The sequence below is a fragment of the Nonomuraea sp. CA-141351 genome (assembly GCF_050944675.1).
GTDB lineage: Bacteria > Actinomycetota > Actinomycetes > Streptosporangiales > Streptosporangiaceae > Nonomuraea.
In genome coordinates this window covers 633,579-650,988 of the sequence record NZ_CP191982.1, presented here as the reverse complement: position 1 = coordinate 650,988, position 17,410 = coordinate 633,579, and the positions used below count along the sequence as shown (strand labels likewise).

18 protein-coding genes are annotated in these 17,410 nt (G+C 67.3%); 9 read left to right on the top strand and 9 right to left on the bottom strand.

All coding sequences use genetic code 11. From position 1 onward, the window contains the following. Positions 1 to 121: 121 nt before the first annotated feature. The 6 genes from ACQPWU_RS03290 to ACQPWU_RS03265 all read left to right on the top strand — a co-directional run bounded on the left by ACQPWU_RS03290 (position 122) and on the right by ACQPWU_RS03265 (position 6,587). Positions 122 to 1,612 carry a polysaccharide deacetylase family protein gene (locus ACQPWU_RS03290; RefSeq protein ID WP_433436836.1) on the top strand — a complete coding sequence of 497 codons (1,491 nt, stop codon included), beginning with the start codon at positions 122 to 124 and terminating at the stop codon, positions 1,610 to 1,612. 33 nt (positions 1,613 to 1,645) lie between these two features. Then, positions 1,646 to 1,735, top strand: a complete 90-nt coding sequence (locus tag ACQPWU_RS03285; protein ID WP_360687077.1) for a putative leader peptide — start codon at positions 1,646 to 1,648, stop codon at positions 1,733 to 1,735. A 191-nt stretch (positions 1,736 to 1,926) separates the two neighbouring features. Next, entirely contained in the window at positions 1,927 to 3,771 is a 1,845-nt protein-coding gene (locus ACQPWU_RS03280) for a 2-oxoacid:acceptor oxidoreductase subunit alpha (protein ID WP_433436835.1), read from the top strand. Continuing rightward, the gene (locus tag ACQPWU_RS03275; protein WP_433436834.1) at positions 3,764 to 4,810 is read left to right on the top strand and encodes a 2-oxoacid:ferredoxin oxidoreductase subunit beta; all 1,047 of its coding nucleotides are present in this window, start codon (positions 3,764 to 3,766) and stop codon (positions 4,808 to 4,810) included. Before ACQPWU_RS03280 ends, ACQPWU_RS03275 begins: the two co-directional genes overlap by 8 nt. 102 nt (positions 4,811 to 4,912) lie before the next feature. Further along, positions 4,913 to 5,872: an NAD-dependent epimerase/dehydratase family protein gene (locus ACQPWU_RS03270; RefSeq protein WP_433436833.1), complete on the top strand. Its 960-nt coding sequence runs from the start codon at positions 4,913 to 4,915 to the stop codon at positions 5,870 to 5,872. A gap of 58 nt (positions 5,873 to 5,930) precedes the next feature. Next, complete coding sequence (locus tag ACQPWU_RS03265; RefSeq protein WP_433436832.1) at positions 5,931 to 6,587, top strand: hypothetical protein; 657 nt, start codon at positions 5,931 to 5,933, stop codon at positions 6,585 to 6,587. Here the strand turns inward: ACQPWU_RS03265 and ACQPWU_RS03260 are convergent. The 4 genes from ACQPWU_RS03260 to ACQPWU_RS03245 form a co-directional block, all read right to left on the bottom strand. After that, complete coding sequence (locus tag ACQPWU_RS03260; protein WP_433436831.1) at positions 6,584 to 7,519, bottom strand: hypothetical protein; 936 nt, start codon at positions 7,517 to 7,519, stop codon at positions 6,584 to 6,586. The two genes, ACQPWU_RS03265 and ACQPWU_RS03260, sit on opposite strands and share 4 nt — an antisense overlap. After that, on the bottom strand, positions 7,470 to 7,766 hold the full coding sequence (locus ACQPWU_RS03255; protein WP_433436830.1) for a hypothetical protein: 297 nt from the start codon (positions 7,764 to 7,766) through the stop codon (positions 7,470 to 7,472). Before ACQPWU_RS03255 ends, ACQPWU_RS03260 begins: the two co-directional genes overlap by 50 nt. A gap of 408 nt (positions 7,767 to 8,174) precedes the next feature. Next, a complete protein-coding gene (locus ACQPWU_RS03250; protein WP_433436829.1) occupies positions 8,175 to 9,059 on the bottom strand; it encodes a hypothetical protein in 885 nt (294 codons plus the stop codon). A gap of 29 nt (positions 9,060 to 9,088) precedes the next feature. Then, the gene (locus tag ACQPWU_RS03245) at positions 9,089 to 9,904 is read right to left on the bottom strand and encodes a 2OG-Fe(II) oxygenase (protein WP_433436828.1); all 816 of its coding nucleotides are present in this window, start codon (positions 9,902 to 9,904) and stop codon (positions 9,089 to 9,091) included. Positions 9,905 to 10,008: 104 nt separating this feature from the next. On the opposite strand from ACQPWU_RS03245, the gene ACQPWU_RS03240 reads away from it, so the two are divergent. Continuing rightward, complete coding sequence (locus ACQPWU_RS03240; RefSeq protein WP_433436827.1) at positions 10,009 to 10,932, top strand: glycosyltransferase family 2 protein; 924 nt, start codon at positions 10,009 to 10,011, stop codon at positions 10,930 to 10,932. Positions 10,933 to 10,942: 10 nt separating this feature from the next. Further along, the gene (locus ACQPWU_RS03235) at positions 10,943 to 11,491 is read left to right on the top strand and encodes a dTDP-4-dehydrorhamnose 3,5-epimerase family protein (RefSeq protein ID WP_433436826.1); all 549 of its coding nucleotides are present in this window, start codon (positions 10,943 to 10,945) and stop codon (positions 11,489 to 11,491) included. Here the strand turns inward: ACQPWU_RS03235 and ACQPWU_RS03230 are convergent. From ACQPWU_RS03230 to ACQPWU_RS03220, 3 genes are read right to left on the bottom strand one after another with little or no spacing between them, the layout of a single operon-like run. Continuing rightward, positions 11,380 to 12,774, bottom strand: a complete 1,395-nt coding sequence (locus tag ACQPWU_RS03230; RefSeq protein WP_433436825.1) for an O-antigen ligase family protein — start codon at positions 12,772 to 12,774, stop codon at positions 11,380 to 11,382. The genes ACQPWU_RS03235 and ACQPWU_RS03230 overlap by 112 nt on opposite strands. Then, positions 12,771 to 13,457: a hypothetical protein gene (locus tag ACQPWU_RS03225; protein ID WP_433436824.1), complete on the bottom strand. Its 687-nt coding sequence runs from the start codon at positions 13,455 to 13,457 to the stop codon at positions 12,771 to 12,773. The genes ACQPWU_RS03230 and ACQPWU_RS03225 overlap by 4 nt, the downstream gene beginning before the upstream one ends. Positions 13,458 to 13,510: 53 nt before the next feature. Continuing rightward, entirely contained in the window at positions 13,511 to 14,275 is a 765-nt protein-coding gene (locus ACQPWU_RS03220) for a hypothetical protein (protein ID WP_433436823.1), read from the bottom strand. A gap of 218 nt (positions 14,276 to 14,493) precedes the next feature. Between ACQPWU_RS03220 and ACQPWU_RS03215 the strand changes: the two genes are divergently transcribed. After that, on the top strand, positions 14,494 to 15,624 hold the full coding sequence (locus ACQPWU_RS03215) for an acyltransferase family protein (protein ID WP_433436822.1): 1,131 nt from the start codon (positions 14,494 to 14,496) through the stop codon (positions 15,622 to 15,624). Here the strand turns inward: ACQPWU_RS03215 and ACQPWU_RS03210 are convergent. Next, complete coding sequence (locus ACQPWU_RS03210) at positions 15,617 to 16,408, bottom strand: hypothetical protein (protein ID WP_433436821.1); 792 nt, start codon at positions 16,406 to 16,408, stop codon at positions 15,617 to 15,619. The two genes, ACQPWU_RS03215 and ACQPWU_RS03210, sit on opposite strands and share 8 nt — an antisense overlap. 176 nt (positions 16,409 to 16,584) lie before the next feature. Then, positions 16,585 to 17,406 (bottom strand): hypothetical protein, encoded by an 822-nt coding sequence (locus tag ACQPWU_RS03205; protein ID WP_433436820.1) that lies wholly within the window; start codon positions 17,404 to 17,406, stop codon positions 16,585 to 16,587. Positions 17,407 to 17,410: the final 4 nt, after the last annotated feature.

Sequence of the window (17,410 nt, the reverse complement as noted above, 5' to 3'; positions counted from 1 at the left end):
GGTCGTGAAGCGGTCAAAGTTTAAAGGCGTCTTGGCCTCGTTACCCAGCGCAGTCAAAGCCTCGGGAGTGATCATGCCAAGACGAGGTAAACAGGAAGATCGCCGACATACCCTGACATCCATGTACAAAAAGCGATTCTTCTCCGGAATCGCCCTGCTGGTCCTCTCGGCCTCCGGCTGCGGGCTGGCCACCTCCCCCGAGAGGAAAGTCGTGGTCCCGGCAGAGCCGACGATGATCGACTTTGTCGATCCCTCGTCCATCGCCGGCCTGTCCGCCAGAACGCTGACCGAGGGCCACTCCACCCGCGGCCGATACGTGCACATCAGCTACCCCGAGCTCAAGAACGCCCCCGCGCTGAACGAAACCCTGCGCACCCAGGCCGAGCAGCAGTGGCGCGAATTCCGCGGACGGACCCCGGACCCCTACGCCTACCCGCGGCCCGAGCTGAACGTGGAATGGCAGCTGGCCGCCGCATCCTCCCAGGCGATCGCGGTACGGCTGCGCACCGGCATGTTCCTGGGCGCGAGCTGGGGCAACTCCACCCGTACGTACTGGTTCGACCCTCGTGACGGCAAGGCCGTGGAGTCCAGCGGGCTGCTCGACGGCAAGAACGCCCTGAACCGCCTCGCGGGGCTGGTGAGGGAGCAGCTCAAGACACGCGGGTCGCAGGTCGAGCGGGACGGAGTGACGGCGCGGGGCGACCAGTTCGACTCGATGGCCTTCAACCGGGGCGGAGACCTGGTGGTCGAGTTCGACGACTGCCAGATCGGGCCGTGCTCGCTGGGACGGCTGGCCGTGGCGGTCCCGGAGCGGCAGGTACGGCCGCTGCTGTCCGTGTTCGGGCGGCGGGCCCAGTCAAGCGTGGAAGGGCGGACGCGGCTCGGCACGCCGGAGACGCCGTACACGCCGGGGACGATGCCTCCGTCGTCCGCGAGCATCCCGCCGGCTGCCAGCAACCGGGCCGGGACCGTTGACTGCGCCAAGGCCAAGTGCGTGGCGTTGACGTTCGACGACGGGCCTGGCTCATATACCGGCAGGTTGCTCGACATTCTGCGGGAAAGCCAGGCGAGGGCCACGTTCTTCACGGTCGGCGTCAATGCCGCCGCCCAACCCGAGCTGATCAGAAGGATGAGCGCCGAAGGGCACCTGGTCGGCAACCACAGCTGGGCGCACAAGGACCTGTCGAAGCAGGCGACCAGCAAGATCATCGACTCCGTCGGGCACACCGAGTCCGCGATCGAGGCCGCCATCGGGCAGAGACCGACGCTTCTGCGTCCGCCGTACGGGGCCGTGAGCCAGGCCCTGAGCGACGTCGCAGCCCAGAGGGGGATCTCGCTGGTCAACTGGGATGTCGACACCAAAGATCAGCTCGAAGAGAAAGCGGGCGACATCGTGGACCTTGCCGTGCGTCAGGCGCATCCAGGTGCGATCATTCTCATGCACGACATCCACCGGGAATCCGTTGACGCGGTTCCGGACATCCTCGAAAGGCTGCGCAGGAAGGGTTACAGCTTCGTCACCGTTCCTGAGTTGTACGGCTCGGCAGGGATGCAGGCCGGACGCCTGTACAGGTCGGGAAACGAGCTGCCGGGTAAGCAGCCCCTGACGTAACACACGTGTTGGGGGGACGTATAGTTGGCGTTCGTGACCCGAACCGCCCTCTTCGCCCGCCTGCATGTCGACCTCTGCAGGCTCGCGTCCGGGCTGTGTCGTCGTTCTCCCGCCTCAAACTGACGCCGACCGCGTTTACCCGCTCTTTGCGGGATACAAACGCGCGACCTTCCGAGGATCTAGCATGGAAACAGAGAACGCGCCCAAGGCAACGCGCATTGGCGCGTCGAGGAGGACTGAGCTGTGACCGAGCGTAGCGAGGGCGCCAATGAGCACAGTCGACCTTCGTTCATAGCGCCGGTGAAGGAGACGCTATGAACAAGCAGGTCCAGCAGCTCGACCGCGTGATCATCAGATTCGCCGGAGACTCCGGCGACGGCATGCAGCTCACCGGCGACCGCTTTACCGCGGGCACGGCGGAGTTCGGCAACGACCTGTCGACGCTCCCCAACTTCCCCGCCGAGATCCGCGCGCCCGCAGGCACTCTGCCCGGCGTGTCGAGCTTCCAGCTGCACTTCGCCGACCACGACATCCTCACGCCCGGCGACGCGCCGAACGTGCTCGTGGCCATGAACCCGGCGGCGCTCAAGGCCAACCTGGGCGACCTGCCCAGGGGCGCGGACATCATCGCGAACACCGACGAGTTCACCAAGCGCAACCTGCAGAAGGTCGGCTACGACGCCAACCCGCTGGAGGACGAGTCGCTCAGCGAGTGGCACGTGCACGCGGTGCCGCTGACCTCCCTCACCGTCAAGGCTCTCGAGGGCTTCGAGCTGTCCAAGAAGGACGCCGAGCGCTCGAAGAACATGTTCGCCCTGGGCCTGCTCAGCTGGCTGTACCACCGGCCGACCGAGCACACCATCACCTTCCTCGAGCAGAAGTTCGCGAAGAAGCCCGACATCGCCAAGGCCAACATCGCGGCCTTCCAGGCCGGGTGGAACTACGGCGAGACCACCGAGTCCTTCTCCGTCTCGTACGAGGTCAAGCCCGCCAGGCTCGCCCCCGGCGTCTATCGCAATATTTCCGGCAATCAGGCCTTGGCGTACGGTCTGATCGCCGCCAGCGTGCAGTCCAAGCTGCCGCTGTTCCTGGGCTCGTACCCGATCACCCCGGCCAGCGACATCCTGCACGAGCTGAGCAAGCACAAGCGGTTCGGCATCCGCACCTTCCAGGCCGAGGACGAGATCGCCGGCGTCGGCGCGGCGCTCGGGGCCGCGTTCGGCGGTGCGCTGGGCGTGACCACCACCTCCGGCCCCGGCGTGGCGCTGAAGGCCGAGACGGTCGGCCTCGCGGTCACCACCGAGCTGCCGCTGATCATCGTGGACGTGCAGCGGGCCGGGCCGAGCACCGGCATGCCCACCAAGACCGAGCAGACCGACCTGCTGATGGCCATGTTCGGCCGCAACGGCGAGTCGCCGGTGCCGATCGTGGCGCCGATGTCGCCGAGCGACTGCTTCGACGCTGCCGTCGAGGCCGCCAGGATCGCCATCAAGTACCGCACTCCGGTCATGCTGCTCTCGGATGGTTACCTGGCCAACGGCTCGGAGCCCTGGCGACTGCCTGAAGTTTCCGACTTGCCGGATATTTCGCAGCCTTTCACCAGCGCCCCGAACGGCGCCGACGGCGAGTTCCTGCCGTTCAAGCGCGACACCGAGACGCTCGCCCGCCCCTGGGCCATCCCCGGCACGCCGGGCCTCGAGCACCGCATCGGCGGCATCGAGAAGGCCGACGGCACCGGCAACATCTCCTACGACCCGAACAACCACGACCTGATGGTCCGCACGCGAGCCGCCAAGATCGCCGGGATCGACGTTCCCCCGCTGGAGGTCGACGACCCGGACGGCGACGCGAACGTGCTGGTCATCGGGTGGGGTTCGACGTACGGGCCGATCGCCGCGGCCGTCCGGCGGATCAGGAAGAGCGGCGGCAAGGTCGCCCAGGCCCACCTGCGCCACCTCAACCCGCTCCCCGCCAACACCGGCGAGGTACTCAAGCGCTACGACAGGGTGCTGCTGCCCGAGATCAACCTCGGCCAGCTCGCCCTGCTGCTGCGGGCCCGCTACCTCGTCGACGTGATCAGCTACAACCGTGTGCGCGGGCTCCCGTTCAAGGCGGAGGAGCTGGCCGGAGTCATCCAGGACGTGATCGACAATGACTGAGCTCCTGAACGGGAAGGGCCTGTCGCTCGTTCCCAAGACCGACGTGAAGCAGAGCCTGAAGGACTTCAAGTCCGACCAGGAAGTGCGCTGGTGCCCGGGCTGCGGCGACTACGCGATCCTGGCGGCGGTGCAGAGTTTCCTGCCGGAGCTGGGGCTCAAGCGCGAGAACATCGTGTTCGTCTCGGGCATCGGCTGCTCGTCGCGGTTCCCGTACTACCTCAACACGTACGGGTTCCACTCGATCCACGGTCGCGCGCCCGCCATCGCGACGGGGCTGGCCGCCTCCCGGCCCGACCTGAGCGTGTGGGTGATCACCGGTGACGGCGACGCGCTGTCGATCGGCGGCAACCACCTGATCCACGCGCTGCGGCGCAACGTCAACCTGAACATCCTGCTGTTCAACAACAGGATCTACGGGCTGACCAAGGGCCAGTACTCTCCCACCTCCGAGGTCGGCAAGATCACCAAGTCGACGCCGATGGGGTCGCTGGACAAGCCGTTCAACCCGATCTCGCTGGCCATCGGCGCCGAGGCGTCGTTCGTGGCCCGCACCATCGACTCCGACCGCAAGCACCTGCAGTCGGTGCTGCGCGAGGCCACCGCGCACCGCGGCACGTCGCTGGTGGAGATCTACCAAAACTGCAACATCTTCAACGACAACGCGTTCGAGCAGCTCAAGGACCCCGGCGTCCGCGACGACATCACGCTGCGCCTGGAGCACGACCAGCCGATCGTGAGCGCCTCCAAGGCCGTCGTGCGTGCGGCGAACGGCGGCATCGAGGTCGTGGCGCGTGACAGCGTGAGCGAGGACCAGATCCTCGTGCACGACGCGCACAACCCCGACCCGTCGGTGGCCTTCGCGCTCAGCAGGCTCGACGAGCCGGCGTTCGAGCACGTGCCGATCGGGATCTTCCGCCAGGTCGACCGGCCGGCGTACGACGTGCTGATGGCCGAGCAGCTCGAGGAGGCCGTCGCCCAGAAGGGTCCCGGCGACCTGAGCGAGCTGCTCATGGGTGGAGACACCTGGCGTATCGGCTAGTTGATGATTAGATGGAGCCGTCGGCCCGAACGGCTCCATCCACCACGGAGCGGCGAACGTTCAGGCCCGAGAGCGGTAGCTCGCGTGACCAGCGAGGGCCAAGTGAGCGCGACCATTCAACGCGGAGGTCAATCCACGATGTCGTATTGGCCGGAGACCGTGGTGCTGGTGACAGGGGCGGCCGGATTCATCGGCTCGCATCTGGTGACGCGCTTACGAGCGCTCGGCGCTCAGGTGCACGCCGTCAGCCGCCGCCCCCAGCAGGCTCGTCACGGCGAGATCTGGCACGTGGCGCATCTCAACGACGCCGGCGCGACGACCCGGCTTTTCCGGTCGGTACGGCCCAGCCTCCTCTTCCACCTCGCCGGCGAAGTCACTGGTTCGAGAGGTGATGAGGTCCTCCGCGCCACCCTGGAGAGCAACGTCATAGGCGGGGTCAACGTGCTGGCCGCCGCCCACGAATGCGGCGTCAAGACCGTCTTCACCGGCTCCATCGAGGAGCCGCGCCCGGGCAACGACCAGGCCCCGCCGTCGTCGGCCTACGCGATGTCCAAGTGGGCCGCCACCGGCTATGCGCAGCTCTACCATCGGCTCTGGGATCTGCCCGTCACCGTGCTGCGCCCCAGCATGGTCTACGGGCCGGCCCAGCCCGACATCACCAAGCTCGTGCCCTACGTGACGCTCTGCCTCCTGCAGGGCCGGCGTCCCCGGCTTACCAGGGCCACCAAGCTCGCCGACTGGATCTACGTCGACGATGTCGTCGACGCGTTCGTCCTGGCGGGAGAGTCGGACAAGGCGACCGGACACACTCTCGATATCGGGACGGGTCTCAAGACCCCGGCCCATGGGATCGTCGAGAGGCTTTATCGGATCATCGGTGCGAGCACGCCACCCGAATTCGGAACGGCCCCCGATCGCCCGCACGATATTATGCAGGTGGGCGACATCGCGCCTGCCGCGGACCGGCTCGGCTGGCGTCCTGTCACGGAATTGGACGAGGGGTTGCGCCGAACTGTCGATTGGTATCGATCGCAAGAATGTCACAAAGAATCGCACGCTTAGCCGCGTAGGCAGAATTCTGGGAGCATAGGGGTACTTATCTGGCCGGAGGAGCCCCTTTATGAGCCGTCTGAATGCCCTGCGCAGTCGTTTCGTGGACGCTCCGGACTCACTGGGAGCCAAGGCACGGGCGCGAAGGTGGCAGTGGTTCGCCGGCCGGTTCCCGGACCTCGACCAGATGAACGTCCTCGACCTCGGCGGTACGGCAGGGGCCTGGATGCGCGCTCCGGTGAGGCCGGCGCACGTACACATCGTCAACCTCGAGCAGCCGCCCACCGACCTGCCGACGTGGCTGCGAGCCGATGTCGCCGACGCCTGCGACCTGCCGCCCGCGATCCGTGGCACGCAGTACGACCTGGTGTTCTCCAACGCGGTGATCGAACATGTCGGCGGGCACCAGCGCCGGCAGCAGTTCGCCGACACCGTGCACGAGCTGGCCGAACGGCACTGGGTGCAGACGCCCTACCGCTACTTCCCGGTCGAGCCGCACTTCCTGTTCCCGGGGTTCCAGTTCCTGCCGCTCGCCGCACGGACGACGATCCTGCGCCGCTGGCCACTCGTCCACACCCCGACCTCCGACCGGGACGCCGCCCGCATGATCGCCATGGAGGTCGAGCTGCTCAGCGTGACCGAGATGCGACACTACTTCCCCAAATCCCAGATCCGCTTCGAACGGCTCGCCGGGCTGGTGAAGTCGGTCATCGCGATCCGCAGCTAGTCCGAGGCCGGCACGCTCGCGCCGCCGCTCTCCCAGGTGTTGCCTCGCCAGACGTTGCCCGGCCCGTCGGAGTCCCAGTACGACACCGGGCCGGCGGAGCCACCCTTCGGCCACACCCTCCGGCTGAAGACGTTGTCGATCACCTTGATATTCGACGACAGCCCCTTCGTGCCGGCGCCCGCGTAGAGCGACCAGCCGCCACCGGCCAGCAGGTTGCCCTCCACGGTGACGTTGCGGGTCACGCCGAAGTCCTGGAAGAGGGCGATCGCGCCCGTCTGGTCGAGCGTGTTGATCACGGTGTTGTGCCGGATGATCAGCGAGGTACCGGCGGCGGCGGTGCCGGTTGACATGATCATGTCGGTGTGGTCCCCGGAGTAGTACTTCGGGTCGTGCACATAGGAGTCCTCGACCAGTCCCTGGTCGGTGAGGATGCCGTTGGAGATCGTGTGGATGTCCACGCGGCGTACGGTGATCATCTTCCCCTGGTTGAGGATGCCGAACTGGGTGCGCTGCTTGCCGTTGCCGAAGATCTCGCTGTCCTCGACCTTGAGGCCCGAGAAGCCCTCGCGCTGGAGGATGCCCCAATAGTCGGTCTGCCCGCGCACTCGGGTGTTACGGATGGTCACATTGTCGGCCTCGACCGTGATGTCGCCGGTGATGTCCCAGCCGTCGATGACCTTGCCGTCTTCCTTGATGACGATCGAGCCGGTCTTCTTGACCAGCTCGGTGCCGGCGGGAACGCCGGTGTTACCGGTTCCGGGCCAGCCACCGCTCGGCGGCGGGGCAGTCGTGGACGTCTTGGTAGGCGTCGGCGTCGGGGTCTCGGTGGGCGTCTTCGTGGGGGTCGCCGTCGAAGTCTCGGTAGGCGTCTTCGTAGGAGTCTCAGACGGGCTCCTCGTCGGAGTCGCGGTCGGCGTCTTCGTAGGCGTCACGGTCGGCGTCACGCTGGGCGTCGTCGTCGGCGTCACGCTGGGCGTGGTCGTCGGCGTCGCGGTGCGCGTGGTCGTCGGCGTCGCGGTGCGCGTGGTCGTCGGCGTCGCGGTGGGCGGCATGGTCGGCGTCTTCGTGGACGTCTCGGTCGGAGTCGCGGAGGGGCTCGCGATCGGCGTCGCCGTACGGGTCGGTCTGCGCGTCGGCCGCGAGGTCGGCTTCTTGGTAGGCCGTCTGGGCCACCACCACGGACCCTTGGTCCGGACCTTCCCAGGCTGGGGTTTGTCGGTGGTGGGACGTGGCCGGGAACGCTGGCCACCCGCGGCGTGCGGTGAAGCCGCGACTCTCGCCCCGCTCGCGTCCGTCAGGACCGCCCGAGGCTCCAGCATGTCAGAGGCGACAATGCCGTATCCGCCGGCCAGCACCGCCACTGCGGAGACGCCGGCCAGGGATAACCACCCGATCCGCCTCTTACGCCTTCGATGCCTTGACACAGGCGACTCCTTCCGATCATGGCCACGCCGAGTCCCCCAAGGGGAGAGAGTAACCATGCCGGAAGCACCAAGAGGGGTTTTTAACGAAAAGGACTCGCTTTCCCCTCAATTCACAAGAAGCCCGACTTTCTCAGCTATCACCGAAAAAATCGACAAATGGTTGTCAGCCCGGTGTTACCGTCCCACCGTCTTCCCAGGTGTTACCCCGCCACAGGTTTCCGGGCCCGTCATTATCCCAATAAGAAACCGGCCCCGCAGATCCCCCCTTGGACCACACCCTGCGGCTGAAGACGTTGTCGATCACCTTGATATTCGACGACTTGCCCTTGACCCCGGCACCCGCGTACAGCGACCAGCCACCCCCGGCCAGCAGGTTGCCCTCCACCGTCACGTCCTTGACCACCCCGAAGTCCTGGAACAGCGCGATCGCACCCGTCTGGTCGAGCGTGTTGATCACCGTGTTGTGCCGGATGATCAGCTCGGTGCCGGCGGCGGGCGGCCCGGTCGACATGATCATGTCGGTGTGGTCGCCGGAGTAGTACTTCGGGTCGTGCACGTAGGAGTCCTCGACCACACCCTGCTGGGTCAGGATCCCGTTGGAGATCGTGTGGATGTCGACCCGGCGCACGTTGATCATCTTGCCCTGGTTGAGGATGCCGAACTGGGTGCGCTGCCTGCCGTTGCCGAAGATCTCACTGTCCTCGACCTTGAGCCCCGTGAAGCCCTCGCGCTGGAGGATCCCCCACCAGCCCTTGGTTCCCCGGACTCGGGTGTTGCGGATGGTCACGTTGTCGGCCTCGACCGTGATGTAGCCGGTCACCTCGACGCCGTCGATGACCGTGCCGCTCTTGGTCACCCGCATGGGCCCGGACTTGCGCAGTTCCAGGTCCTTGGGCACACCCGTGTTGTCAGGACCGGGCCAGGCGGGCGGCTTCGACGGCGGTGGAGAGCCGGGCTGGGACGCAGCCGTGGCGGGCTGCTGGGAGACGACCGGCTTCTCCTGGGCGCCGGAACTCTGGCACCCGCTCAGCAGCATGATCAGGCCCACGCCGAGACACCAGCCTCCGGCGTACGACCTCACTCGCCCTTGGTCTTCCGGCCGCCGACGAGGTCGGCCAGCGCGGGGGGCGTCCAGCGCTTGGCGACCTGGCGGAGGTTGCTCTTCCACGCCTCACCGGGCCGCTGCTTGAACAGCGTGGTGTGGTCGGCGGTGACCTCGTCGTCGGGCCTGCCGTTGGAGTAGTAGTAGAGCGCCATCGAGCGCCGTGCCCGGTCCTGCGGACAGGTGAGGGGGTCCGGGTGCCCGTGGTTGGCGTCATCGGTCGTGGCGAACAGCACGAACCGGTTGAAGACCGGGAGGATCTTGCCCTCGCACTCGGTCATGTCCTTGTTCCACAGCTGCAAGTGCCCGCCGTAGCTCTCTTCCCAGTCCTTGTTGAGGTAGAGCAGGCCGTTGAGCCGGCGGTCGAGGTTGAGCTTCCGGCTCTTGTTGAAGTCGGCGTGCACCTTGAGGAAGCCACCCGGCCGGATCTGGTGCAGGCCTCCGCCTTCGAAGTGCGGGTCGGAGACCAGTTGCGTGATGCCGGTCAGCCGCTCGAGGAACTCGACGAACACACCGCTGTTGAACTCCGCCAGCAGGTGCCTGGTGGCCGGTCCCATGCGCTCGGGATCGGCCAGCGCCAGCTTCACCTCGCGCGCGGTGTCGAACCGCTGCCAGGTGGCATCGCGCGGCTCGGGGAACTCCTCGAGCACGGGCTCCAGCACGTGGGGTGGCAGGAAGTCGTCGATGACCACGTGACGGAACGGCGAGGCCGTACGGAACTGCTCGGAATACTTGTCCGCCAGCGGGAACAGCTCATCCCGGCGAAAGGTGAAAGCCTGCAGATCCTGCATGAAATGTGTCTCCGTCTCTACGACACCGGCCCCTACCCCCTCATCGCCCCAGCTGTGTCATCTGTTACTTGTAACGATCCATTGCCGGGCCGCGATGGCGACATGTGACGTCCGGCCCTCCCCGAGTTGCGATCGTGATCGTGACCTACAACAGCGCGCCGGTCCTCGGCGGTTGCCTGGCCTCTCTGCCTGAGGGCGCTGAGGGGGTACGGCTGAGCGCCGTCGTCGTGGTGGACAACGCCTCCAAGGACGACTCGCTCCGCCTGGCGGAACAGGCCACCGGCCTGCCCGTCCATCCCGTGCAAGTGGGCAGGAACGCCGGTTACGCGGCTGGGGTCAACGCCGCGATCGCGGCGCTCGACCTCCATGAGCTCGATGCGATCTTCGTGATGAACCCCGACTGCCGCCTTCGCCCCGGTTCGCTGGCCGCGCTGAGCAAGGCCCTCGACCGTCCGGGCACCGGCATCGCCGTCCCCCGGCTGGTCAGCACCGATGGCGTGCTCCATCACTCGCTCCGTCGCGTGCCGGCCGTACGCCGTGCGCTGGCCGAGGCGCTGATCGGCGGGCGTCTGGCGGGCCGCATCGGCACGCTGGGCGAGATGATCGTCGATCCCGGCCACTACGAGCGGCCGGGCCCCGCGGACTGGGCCACCGGAGCCGCCATGCTCATCTCAGCCGCGGCGCTCACCGAAGTCGGCCCGTGGGACGAGTCCTTCCTGCTTTACAGCGAAGAGACCGAGTACGCGCTGCGGGCCGCGGACGAGGGCTGGACGCTCTGGTACGAACCCGCCGCGGTCGTCGAGCACATCGGCGGCGAGGCGAAGACCAGCCCGATGCTGGCCGCGCTGCTCACCGTCAACCGCGTGCGGCTGTTCCGGCGGCGCAGGGGCAGGATCGCGACTGCGGGCTTCTATCTCGCCGTTCTGCTCGGCGAGGCGATGCGGGCCGCCGCGGGCCGCCGCACGGCCAGGGCGTCGGTCGTGGCCCTGCTCAGACCCTCCCGCCGGCTGCGGACCCTACCTGGATGAGAGGAACACCATGAGAGTCGAGCATCTGGCGCTGGAGGGCGTGCTGCTGTTCGTGCCGACGCCGAGCCACGACGATCGAGGCTTCTTCACCAGGACCTTCGACGCCGCGGTCGCCGCGGAGCACGGGCTGGACCACACCGCGTTCGTCCAGGACAGCCAGTCACGCTCGCGCCTGGGCACGATCAGGGGGATGCACGGCCGCTCGGGCCGCGGCGAGGCCAAGCTGGTGCGGGCGGCGCACGGCGCCGTACTCGACATCCTGGTGGACGCGCGGCCGGCCTCACCGACGTTCGGCTCCCACATCACCATCCGGCTCGACGATGTGTGGTTCGCGAACCTCTACGTGCCGCCGGGGATCCTGCACGGCTACCAGGCGCTGACCGAGCATGCCGATGTCTGCTACCGCATCGACAGGGAGCACGACCCCGCCGAGGACCTGGCCGTCCGCTACGACGATCCCGACCTCGCGCTGCCCTGGCCGTTGCCGGTCGCCGCGATCAGCGAGCGCGACCGGTCGGCGGGCTCCTGGAAGGAGCTCAGGAGCAGCTTGTTCGCCTGATCTCCGCGCTCGAACCGCAGCAGCGCCCCGGCCGCGCCGACGAGCAGGAACATCACGCTGGTGATGCCGGGGAAGGAGAGCAGGTCGAAGGTGGCCGCACCCAGCAGCGGGATCACCAGGCAGGCGGCGATGGTCAGCCCCAGGTTGCGTACGTTCGGGTCGGTGCTCAGCCGGCGAACCCAGAGGGCGACGACGATCCCGCACACGATCACGCCGACGAAGCCCAGCACGCCGACCACCCCGGTCTCGACCAGTGACAGCAGGTACTGGTTGTCGAACACCTGATGCTTGAAGGGATACCAGGTGCCGAGCCCACGGCCGAAGATCGGGCTCTTGACGACCTCCCGCATCGCGAAGGGGTAGTCGTGGGTTCGGTAGATGATGCTGCTGTCCTCGCCGGCGCCGGCGAACAGGTTGTAGAACGTGCCAAGCAGGCCCGGCGCCAGGACCTTCATGAACCCCAGGAACACCACGAACGCGCCGATGGTGACGATCCGGCGCCGGTTGGACCAGCCGATCAGGAGTATCAGCCCCGCCCCCGCCAGGCCGAGCACGGCGGTCCTGGAGACCGAGAACATGAGGCCGGCCGCGATGATGACGGCGCAGATCCACCAGCGGGTCGCGGCCTGACCGCGGCTGCGCGCCTGGAAGCCGAGATGCGCGGCCAGAGGCAACAGCATCGCCGACACCGCGCCGAACTCGATCGGGTGCCCGAGCGTGCCGGCGACGCGGCGCAGGTCCGATCGGGAGATCACGGTCGGCACCTCCTCGACGGAGGAGTGGCGGAGCCCGGGGATCTGCATGTACTTGGTGAGGTCGAAGTCGAACCTGAACTGCAGCAGGGCGACGATCGCCGCGAACGTGCCACCGATCACGACCGCCTTGAGCACGAAGTCGAGGCGCTCGCGACTGCCGATCCCGTCGCAGGCCACCAGCAGCAGGCTCACGTAACCCAGGTAGAGCACGAACGTGTGGTCGGCGAGGTTGAGCTCGTCGGAGGGCAGGTACAGGTAGGTCGTGTACCCGTAGACGGCCAGCAGGAGCATGCCGTACACGAAGATCGAGGTGCGGACCGGATTGCCGCCCTTGGCCACCCCCGTCGTGCTGATCATCTGCGCGCACACCCACACCACGCCCAGCGCCAGAGCCATGATCTCGGCGGGCGTGAGCGACAGCGGAAGCCCGGCCACCGCCAGGCGGGCCGGGAGGATCAGCAGGAACAGGACGAACAAGCAGACCAACGTGGCGCCGTCGGCGCGGCGCGGGAGGACGGTCGCGCTCATCCTTCGAGTCCAGCCAGTGACCGCGTTCCGTTGCTGGTGACCGGCTCGAGCCGCATGGGCTCACCCATGGCCGGGCGGCGCGCCCGGCGATGGCGGGCGAAGCTCTCGGCTGCGAAGGCGGCGAACAGGCTCATGAAGAACGCCAGCGCCCCGGTGACCACCGCGGCGCGCATCCGGCTGCCCTTCTTCTCGTCGGGTTGGGTGGGCGGCACCACGACGGTGGCGCCCACGTAGGTGGTGGGCGGCGCCTTGACCTGCTGCTGCCGGTCACGAAGCTCCTGCTGGGCCAGCGCGGTGACCTTCACGACGATGCCATGGGCCAGCTCAGCGCTCGGCGCCTCGCAGGTGATGACGATGAAGGGGGTCGCCGGCATCATCTCGGGGTTGGTCCCGCCGCTGGTGATCTTGAGTGTGACGTCGCCACCGATCGGCGCGCCGACCTTGGCGGCGATCTGAGGGGTGTTCAGCGCCTGGATGAGGATCGACGAGGTCATGCTCAGCCCCTGGTCGAAGGAGACCAGGGGGTTGGTCCGCGGGTTGGGGAACTTGGGGTCGCTCGGCACGCTGCCGCCGGTGACCGGCAGGGTGAGAACGAGCGCCGAGCTGGAGATGAAGGTCTTGGGCGCCACGGCGAACACGCCGACGGCTCCTACGACCGTGAGCAGGAAGGCCGGAATCGTCACGTACCAACGCTTGAACAGAACTGTCGCCGTCGCCCAGAAGTCCATGGCGGGCCTCATCCCTCGCCGTCGTCCTGGTTCGCCTTCCTGGGCCCGGGCACGGGAGACAGGGGCTCCCCCCGGTAGGCGGGGAACTCCATGGTGGCGGAGCTGTCATCGTCGAGTTCCGGTAACTCGACTGGTTCGCCGACCGGCGCTTCCACCGGCGCCGAGGGTGCTGCCACGGGAGCTGAGGGTTCCGGCCGCTGCAGCGGCTTGGGCGCGCGCCTGACCACCACGCCGTAGGCGATGCCGAGGCCCAGGAACAGGCAGAGTACGGCGCCGCCGATCGCTCCCTGCCAGTTCACGCTGTAGTCGGCCTCGGGTGTGGACGGCGGCACGATGTCGGTGGAGGTGATGAAGGTGTTCGCCGGAGCGCCGAGCGTCTTCTGCCATTTGAACAACTCGGTAGCCACGCGCTGGCGTGCCGCCATGAGCACGGCCAAGGCCTGCCGCGGAGACTCGCTCTGGACCCTGATGTAGATGTAGGGCCCGTTGATGTCCAGGACGTTGGGGTTGGTGCGCCCGTCGTCGATCGTGATCTCCGTCGGGCCGTTCTTGGGCGCGCCGAGCTGCGTCCAGACGTCCTGTGTGTTCATCGCCAGGATGACGATGCTGGCCCCGGTCTTGAGCGCGTCGTTGAAGGAGAGGAAGGGGTTGGTGAGCCCTTGCTTGGTCTTGTCGGTGGAGACGGTGCCTCCGTTGACCGGCGTGGCCAGAACGAGGGAGACGTCGGTCGTGTAGTGCGCCGGGATGACGGCGTACACCACAACACCCACCAAGATCGAGAGAAGGATCAGCGGCGGGCCAATGAATTTTCGTCGGAGAAGACCAAGAAACGCCTTCCAGAACTCCATTTTGGTACGTTCCCCCGCATCAGCAATGCTTGCCCTATAGCGGACCATCGCCCAACCACGGGCAGACGTTACATCCCCACAGAACGGTTACATCGCCCGAAGTCGGAGCGATAGACCAACGACTACGGCGACGGGGGTTTCCAGTGGGGCTGACAGTAGAGCGTCCGGCAACGCGGGAAAGGCTCGCCGGACTCGACGGCTTACGGGGCCTGGCCGCGTTGTTCGTCGTCCTTCACCATTGCTGGTTGCTGTCCTTTCCCGGATTTCCGGTCAACGACGCGCCCGGGTGGACGGGATGGCTGCTCTACGGCCATTTCGCGGTCGTGGTGTTCATCGTCCTGTCCGGCTTCTCGCTGGCGGTCTCACCCGCCCGGTCCGGCTGGCGGCTGGGTGGCATCCCCACGTTCTTCAACCGCCGCGCCTGGCGCATCCTGCCGCCGTACTGGGCGGCGCTGCTGTTCAGCCTGGTGATCGCGTGGACGGTCATCCCGCAGCCCGGGCAGCAGACGCCCACCGGGCAGTCGGCCCTCATCTACGGGCTGCTTCTGCAGGACGTCTTCGGCTCCCCCAGCCCCAACGGGGCTCTGTGGTCGATCGCCGTCGAGGCGCAGCTCTACCTGGTGTTCCCGCTGATGCTGCTGGTCCTGCGCAAGATGGGCGCGGCGGTGATGCTCGGCATCGTTACCTTGATCGTCGTGGCGGTGGGCGCGCTGGCGCCTTCCGTACCGGCCGTGGATCTGCTGATGCGGCTGACTCCCCAGTTCGCCGCGCTCTTCGCCATGGGCGCGGTCTGCGCCGGCATCGTGCGCGCGCAGGAGCGTACGAGCCGCCGGGCCTGGCACTGGTTCGCGGCGGCCGCCGCGGTCCCGGTGCTCCTGATGATCGTGGTGGCCGGGCCGGAATGGGTGGTCGCGAACTTCTTCTGGGTTGATCTGGCGGTCGGCCCGGCCGCCGGGTTGTTGCTGACCGGTGTGGCGACGGGCAAGCCGGTGTGGCTCGTACGGCTGCTCGACACCGGTCCACTGCGGCGGCTGGGCTCCTTCTCCTACAGCCTCTACCTGATCCACTCGCCGCTCGTCGTCATGGTGAACCGGCTCGTCGTAGCCCCGCACGTGCCACGCGGCATGCCGGCGTTCCTCCTCACGCTCGCCCTGGCGGTGCCGGTGAGCGTGGGGGCTGCGTGGTTGTTCGCCTCGGTCTTCGAACTGCCCTTCCAACGGCACCGGAGCTGGAAGGGCCTACGCGACGCCGTACGTGCGCGGTTGGTCAGGTGAGCTTGGCCAGCGCTTCAGCCTCGTATTCCGCTGCGAGCTCCTCCGGGATGCGCGTCAGGTCGTCGGCGCGGTAGAAGTCACGCAGGGTGGTGCCACGACAGGTGGCGTCCACGTTGGGCGCCGCCGCGCGGGACCGGACGTCGTCGATGTGGACGGTGCGGAAGTCGATGCTGAAGCGGGTCCTGCCGGAGGTGTTGGCGACGGTGGAGTGCAGGTGCGCCCCGGAGAAGAGCATCATGCCACCCGGCTCCGGCACCAGCCGGAGCTCGGTCTCGAGGTCGAGCGCCTCCTCCGGCTTGGGCTGCTCCCGGGTGTCGCTGTAGATGTGCCGCGCGGCGGTGGGCCGGCTTACAGCGGTCCATTCCGCGTAGTCGTAGCGGCCGCTGCCGTTGCGTACGGGGCGGTCGAAGTACTGCGGGTGCAGGGCGAAGACGTTCTCCGGGACCACCTCGTAGACGGGCATCCACCAGTTGACCTGGCAGAACGGCGCGGCGTACCAGCAGTCGCGGTGCGCGTGGTAGGCGTAGGAGATGCCGGAGTCGAGGTAGTGATCGGCGGTGGAGGTACGCAACCTCGGCACGTCGAAGTAGGTCTTGTCCAGCGCCATGCCCAGCTCGTCCAGCAGCGCGGCGATGATCTTCTTGCTGGTGGGGTGGTGGATGAAGCGCGGCTTGAGGTCCGCGAGCAGCGCGGCGAACTCCTCGACCGGCATCTCGTGCTGGGCGGTCTGGGGGTCGCGGCCCTCGAACGCCTCCTCGATCAACTCGCGGGCGAACTCGATCAACTTGGTCGAGGCGGGCGTCGCGGAGTAGAGGAAGACGTCCCCCAGGAAGATCTTTTGACGCCGAACATCATCGTTAATTCGGCTATTGGCTAATATAACGGACATAGCGAGATATTCCCCCTCGCGTCGTTCTTTTACCTTCTCTCGCCGTAGCCCACTGGTTCGTTACAGGGGAATTACAGGGGGAGCTGTGTCTCTGTGTCCGGCCTGCCCACGTAGACCGAGTAGTCCGGGTGATCGAAGCGGTGCAGCGCCTGGATGTTGTCGTTCCAGGGGGCGGGAACCGCGCGCTTGTGCCGCAGACCGTTGATCGGGGCCAGCTTCATCAGCTTGTTGTCCTGGTTGAACTCCCGGATCGCGCTGAGCTCGCCGACATAGTCGTTGTGGATGATCTGGTCGTCGTCGCCGACGGTGTCGTCGAGGTAGCAGAACACGCGGGGCAGGAAGTACTTGTGGTCGCCCCTGAACAGCCTCAGCGCCGCCGCGGTCGAGGAGTAGAAGTCCACGTCTATGGAGACGAACCCGATCGGCGCCGGCCGCTCGTTGTCGAGGAACTCGCCCACGGTGTCCTCGATGTTCCCCAGGATCAGACTCGCCGTTCCCAGACGAGCCCGGAGGGCGACGACGTCCATGACGAAGTCGCCTTCGCGCCAGATGTAGGGCAGGTCCCGGTAGTCGGTGGGTTTGGGCAGCCCGGCACCGGTGTCGAAGCCGTAGACGTCGATCTTCACGCCCGAGGCGGCCGTCGCCAGCGCCGCCATGCGGTTGAGCTCGACCATGCCCGCGCCGCCCGCGACGCCGAACTCGACCACGCTGATCCGGCCGACGCCGAGGCGCCTGGCCAGTTCGGCCGCCTGCTGCACGCCGTACGCGTAGTGCGGCCTCGGGTAGAGGTCGAGCGCGCAGCGCAGCTCGTACGAGCCGAACGGCAGTCGCCGCATGATGGCCAGCAGGATCCGGCCCGGCTGCATGAGCAGCCGCACGATGCGAATCAACACGGGG

Coding starts and splice junctions, on each gene's coding strand:
- ACQPWU_RS03280 (WP_433436835.1), top strand. CDS start 1,927: ATGAACAAGCAGGTCCAGCAGCTCGACCGCGTGATCATCAGATTCGCC.
- ACQPWU_RS03235 (WP_433436826.1), top strand. CDS start 10,943: ATGAGAGTCGAGCATCTGGCGCTGGAGGGCGTGCTGCTGTTCGTGCCG.
- ACQPWU_RS03275 (WP_433436834.1), top strand. CDS start 3,764: ATGACTGAGCTCCTGAACGGGAAGGGCCTGTCGCTCGTTCCCAAGACC.
- ACQPWU_RS03245 (WP_433436828.1), bottom strand. CDS start 9,904: ATGCAGGATCTGCAGGCTTTCACCTTTCGCCGGGATGAGCTGTTCCCG.
- ACQPWU_RS03290 (WP_433436836.1), top strand. CDS start 122: ATGTACAAAAAGCGATTCTTCTCCGGAATCGCCCTGCTGGTCCTCTCG.
- ACQPWU_RS03230 (WP_433436825.1), bottom strand. CDS start 12,774: ATGAGCGCGACCGTCCTCCCGCGCCGCGCCGACGGCGCCACGTTGGTC.
- ACQPWU_RS03265 (WP_433436832.1), top strand. CDS start 5,931: ATGAGCCGTCTGAATGCCCTGCGCAGTCGTTTCGTGGACGCTCCGGAC.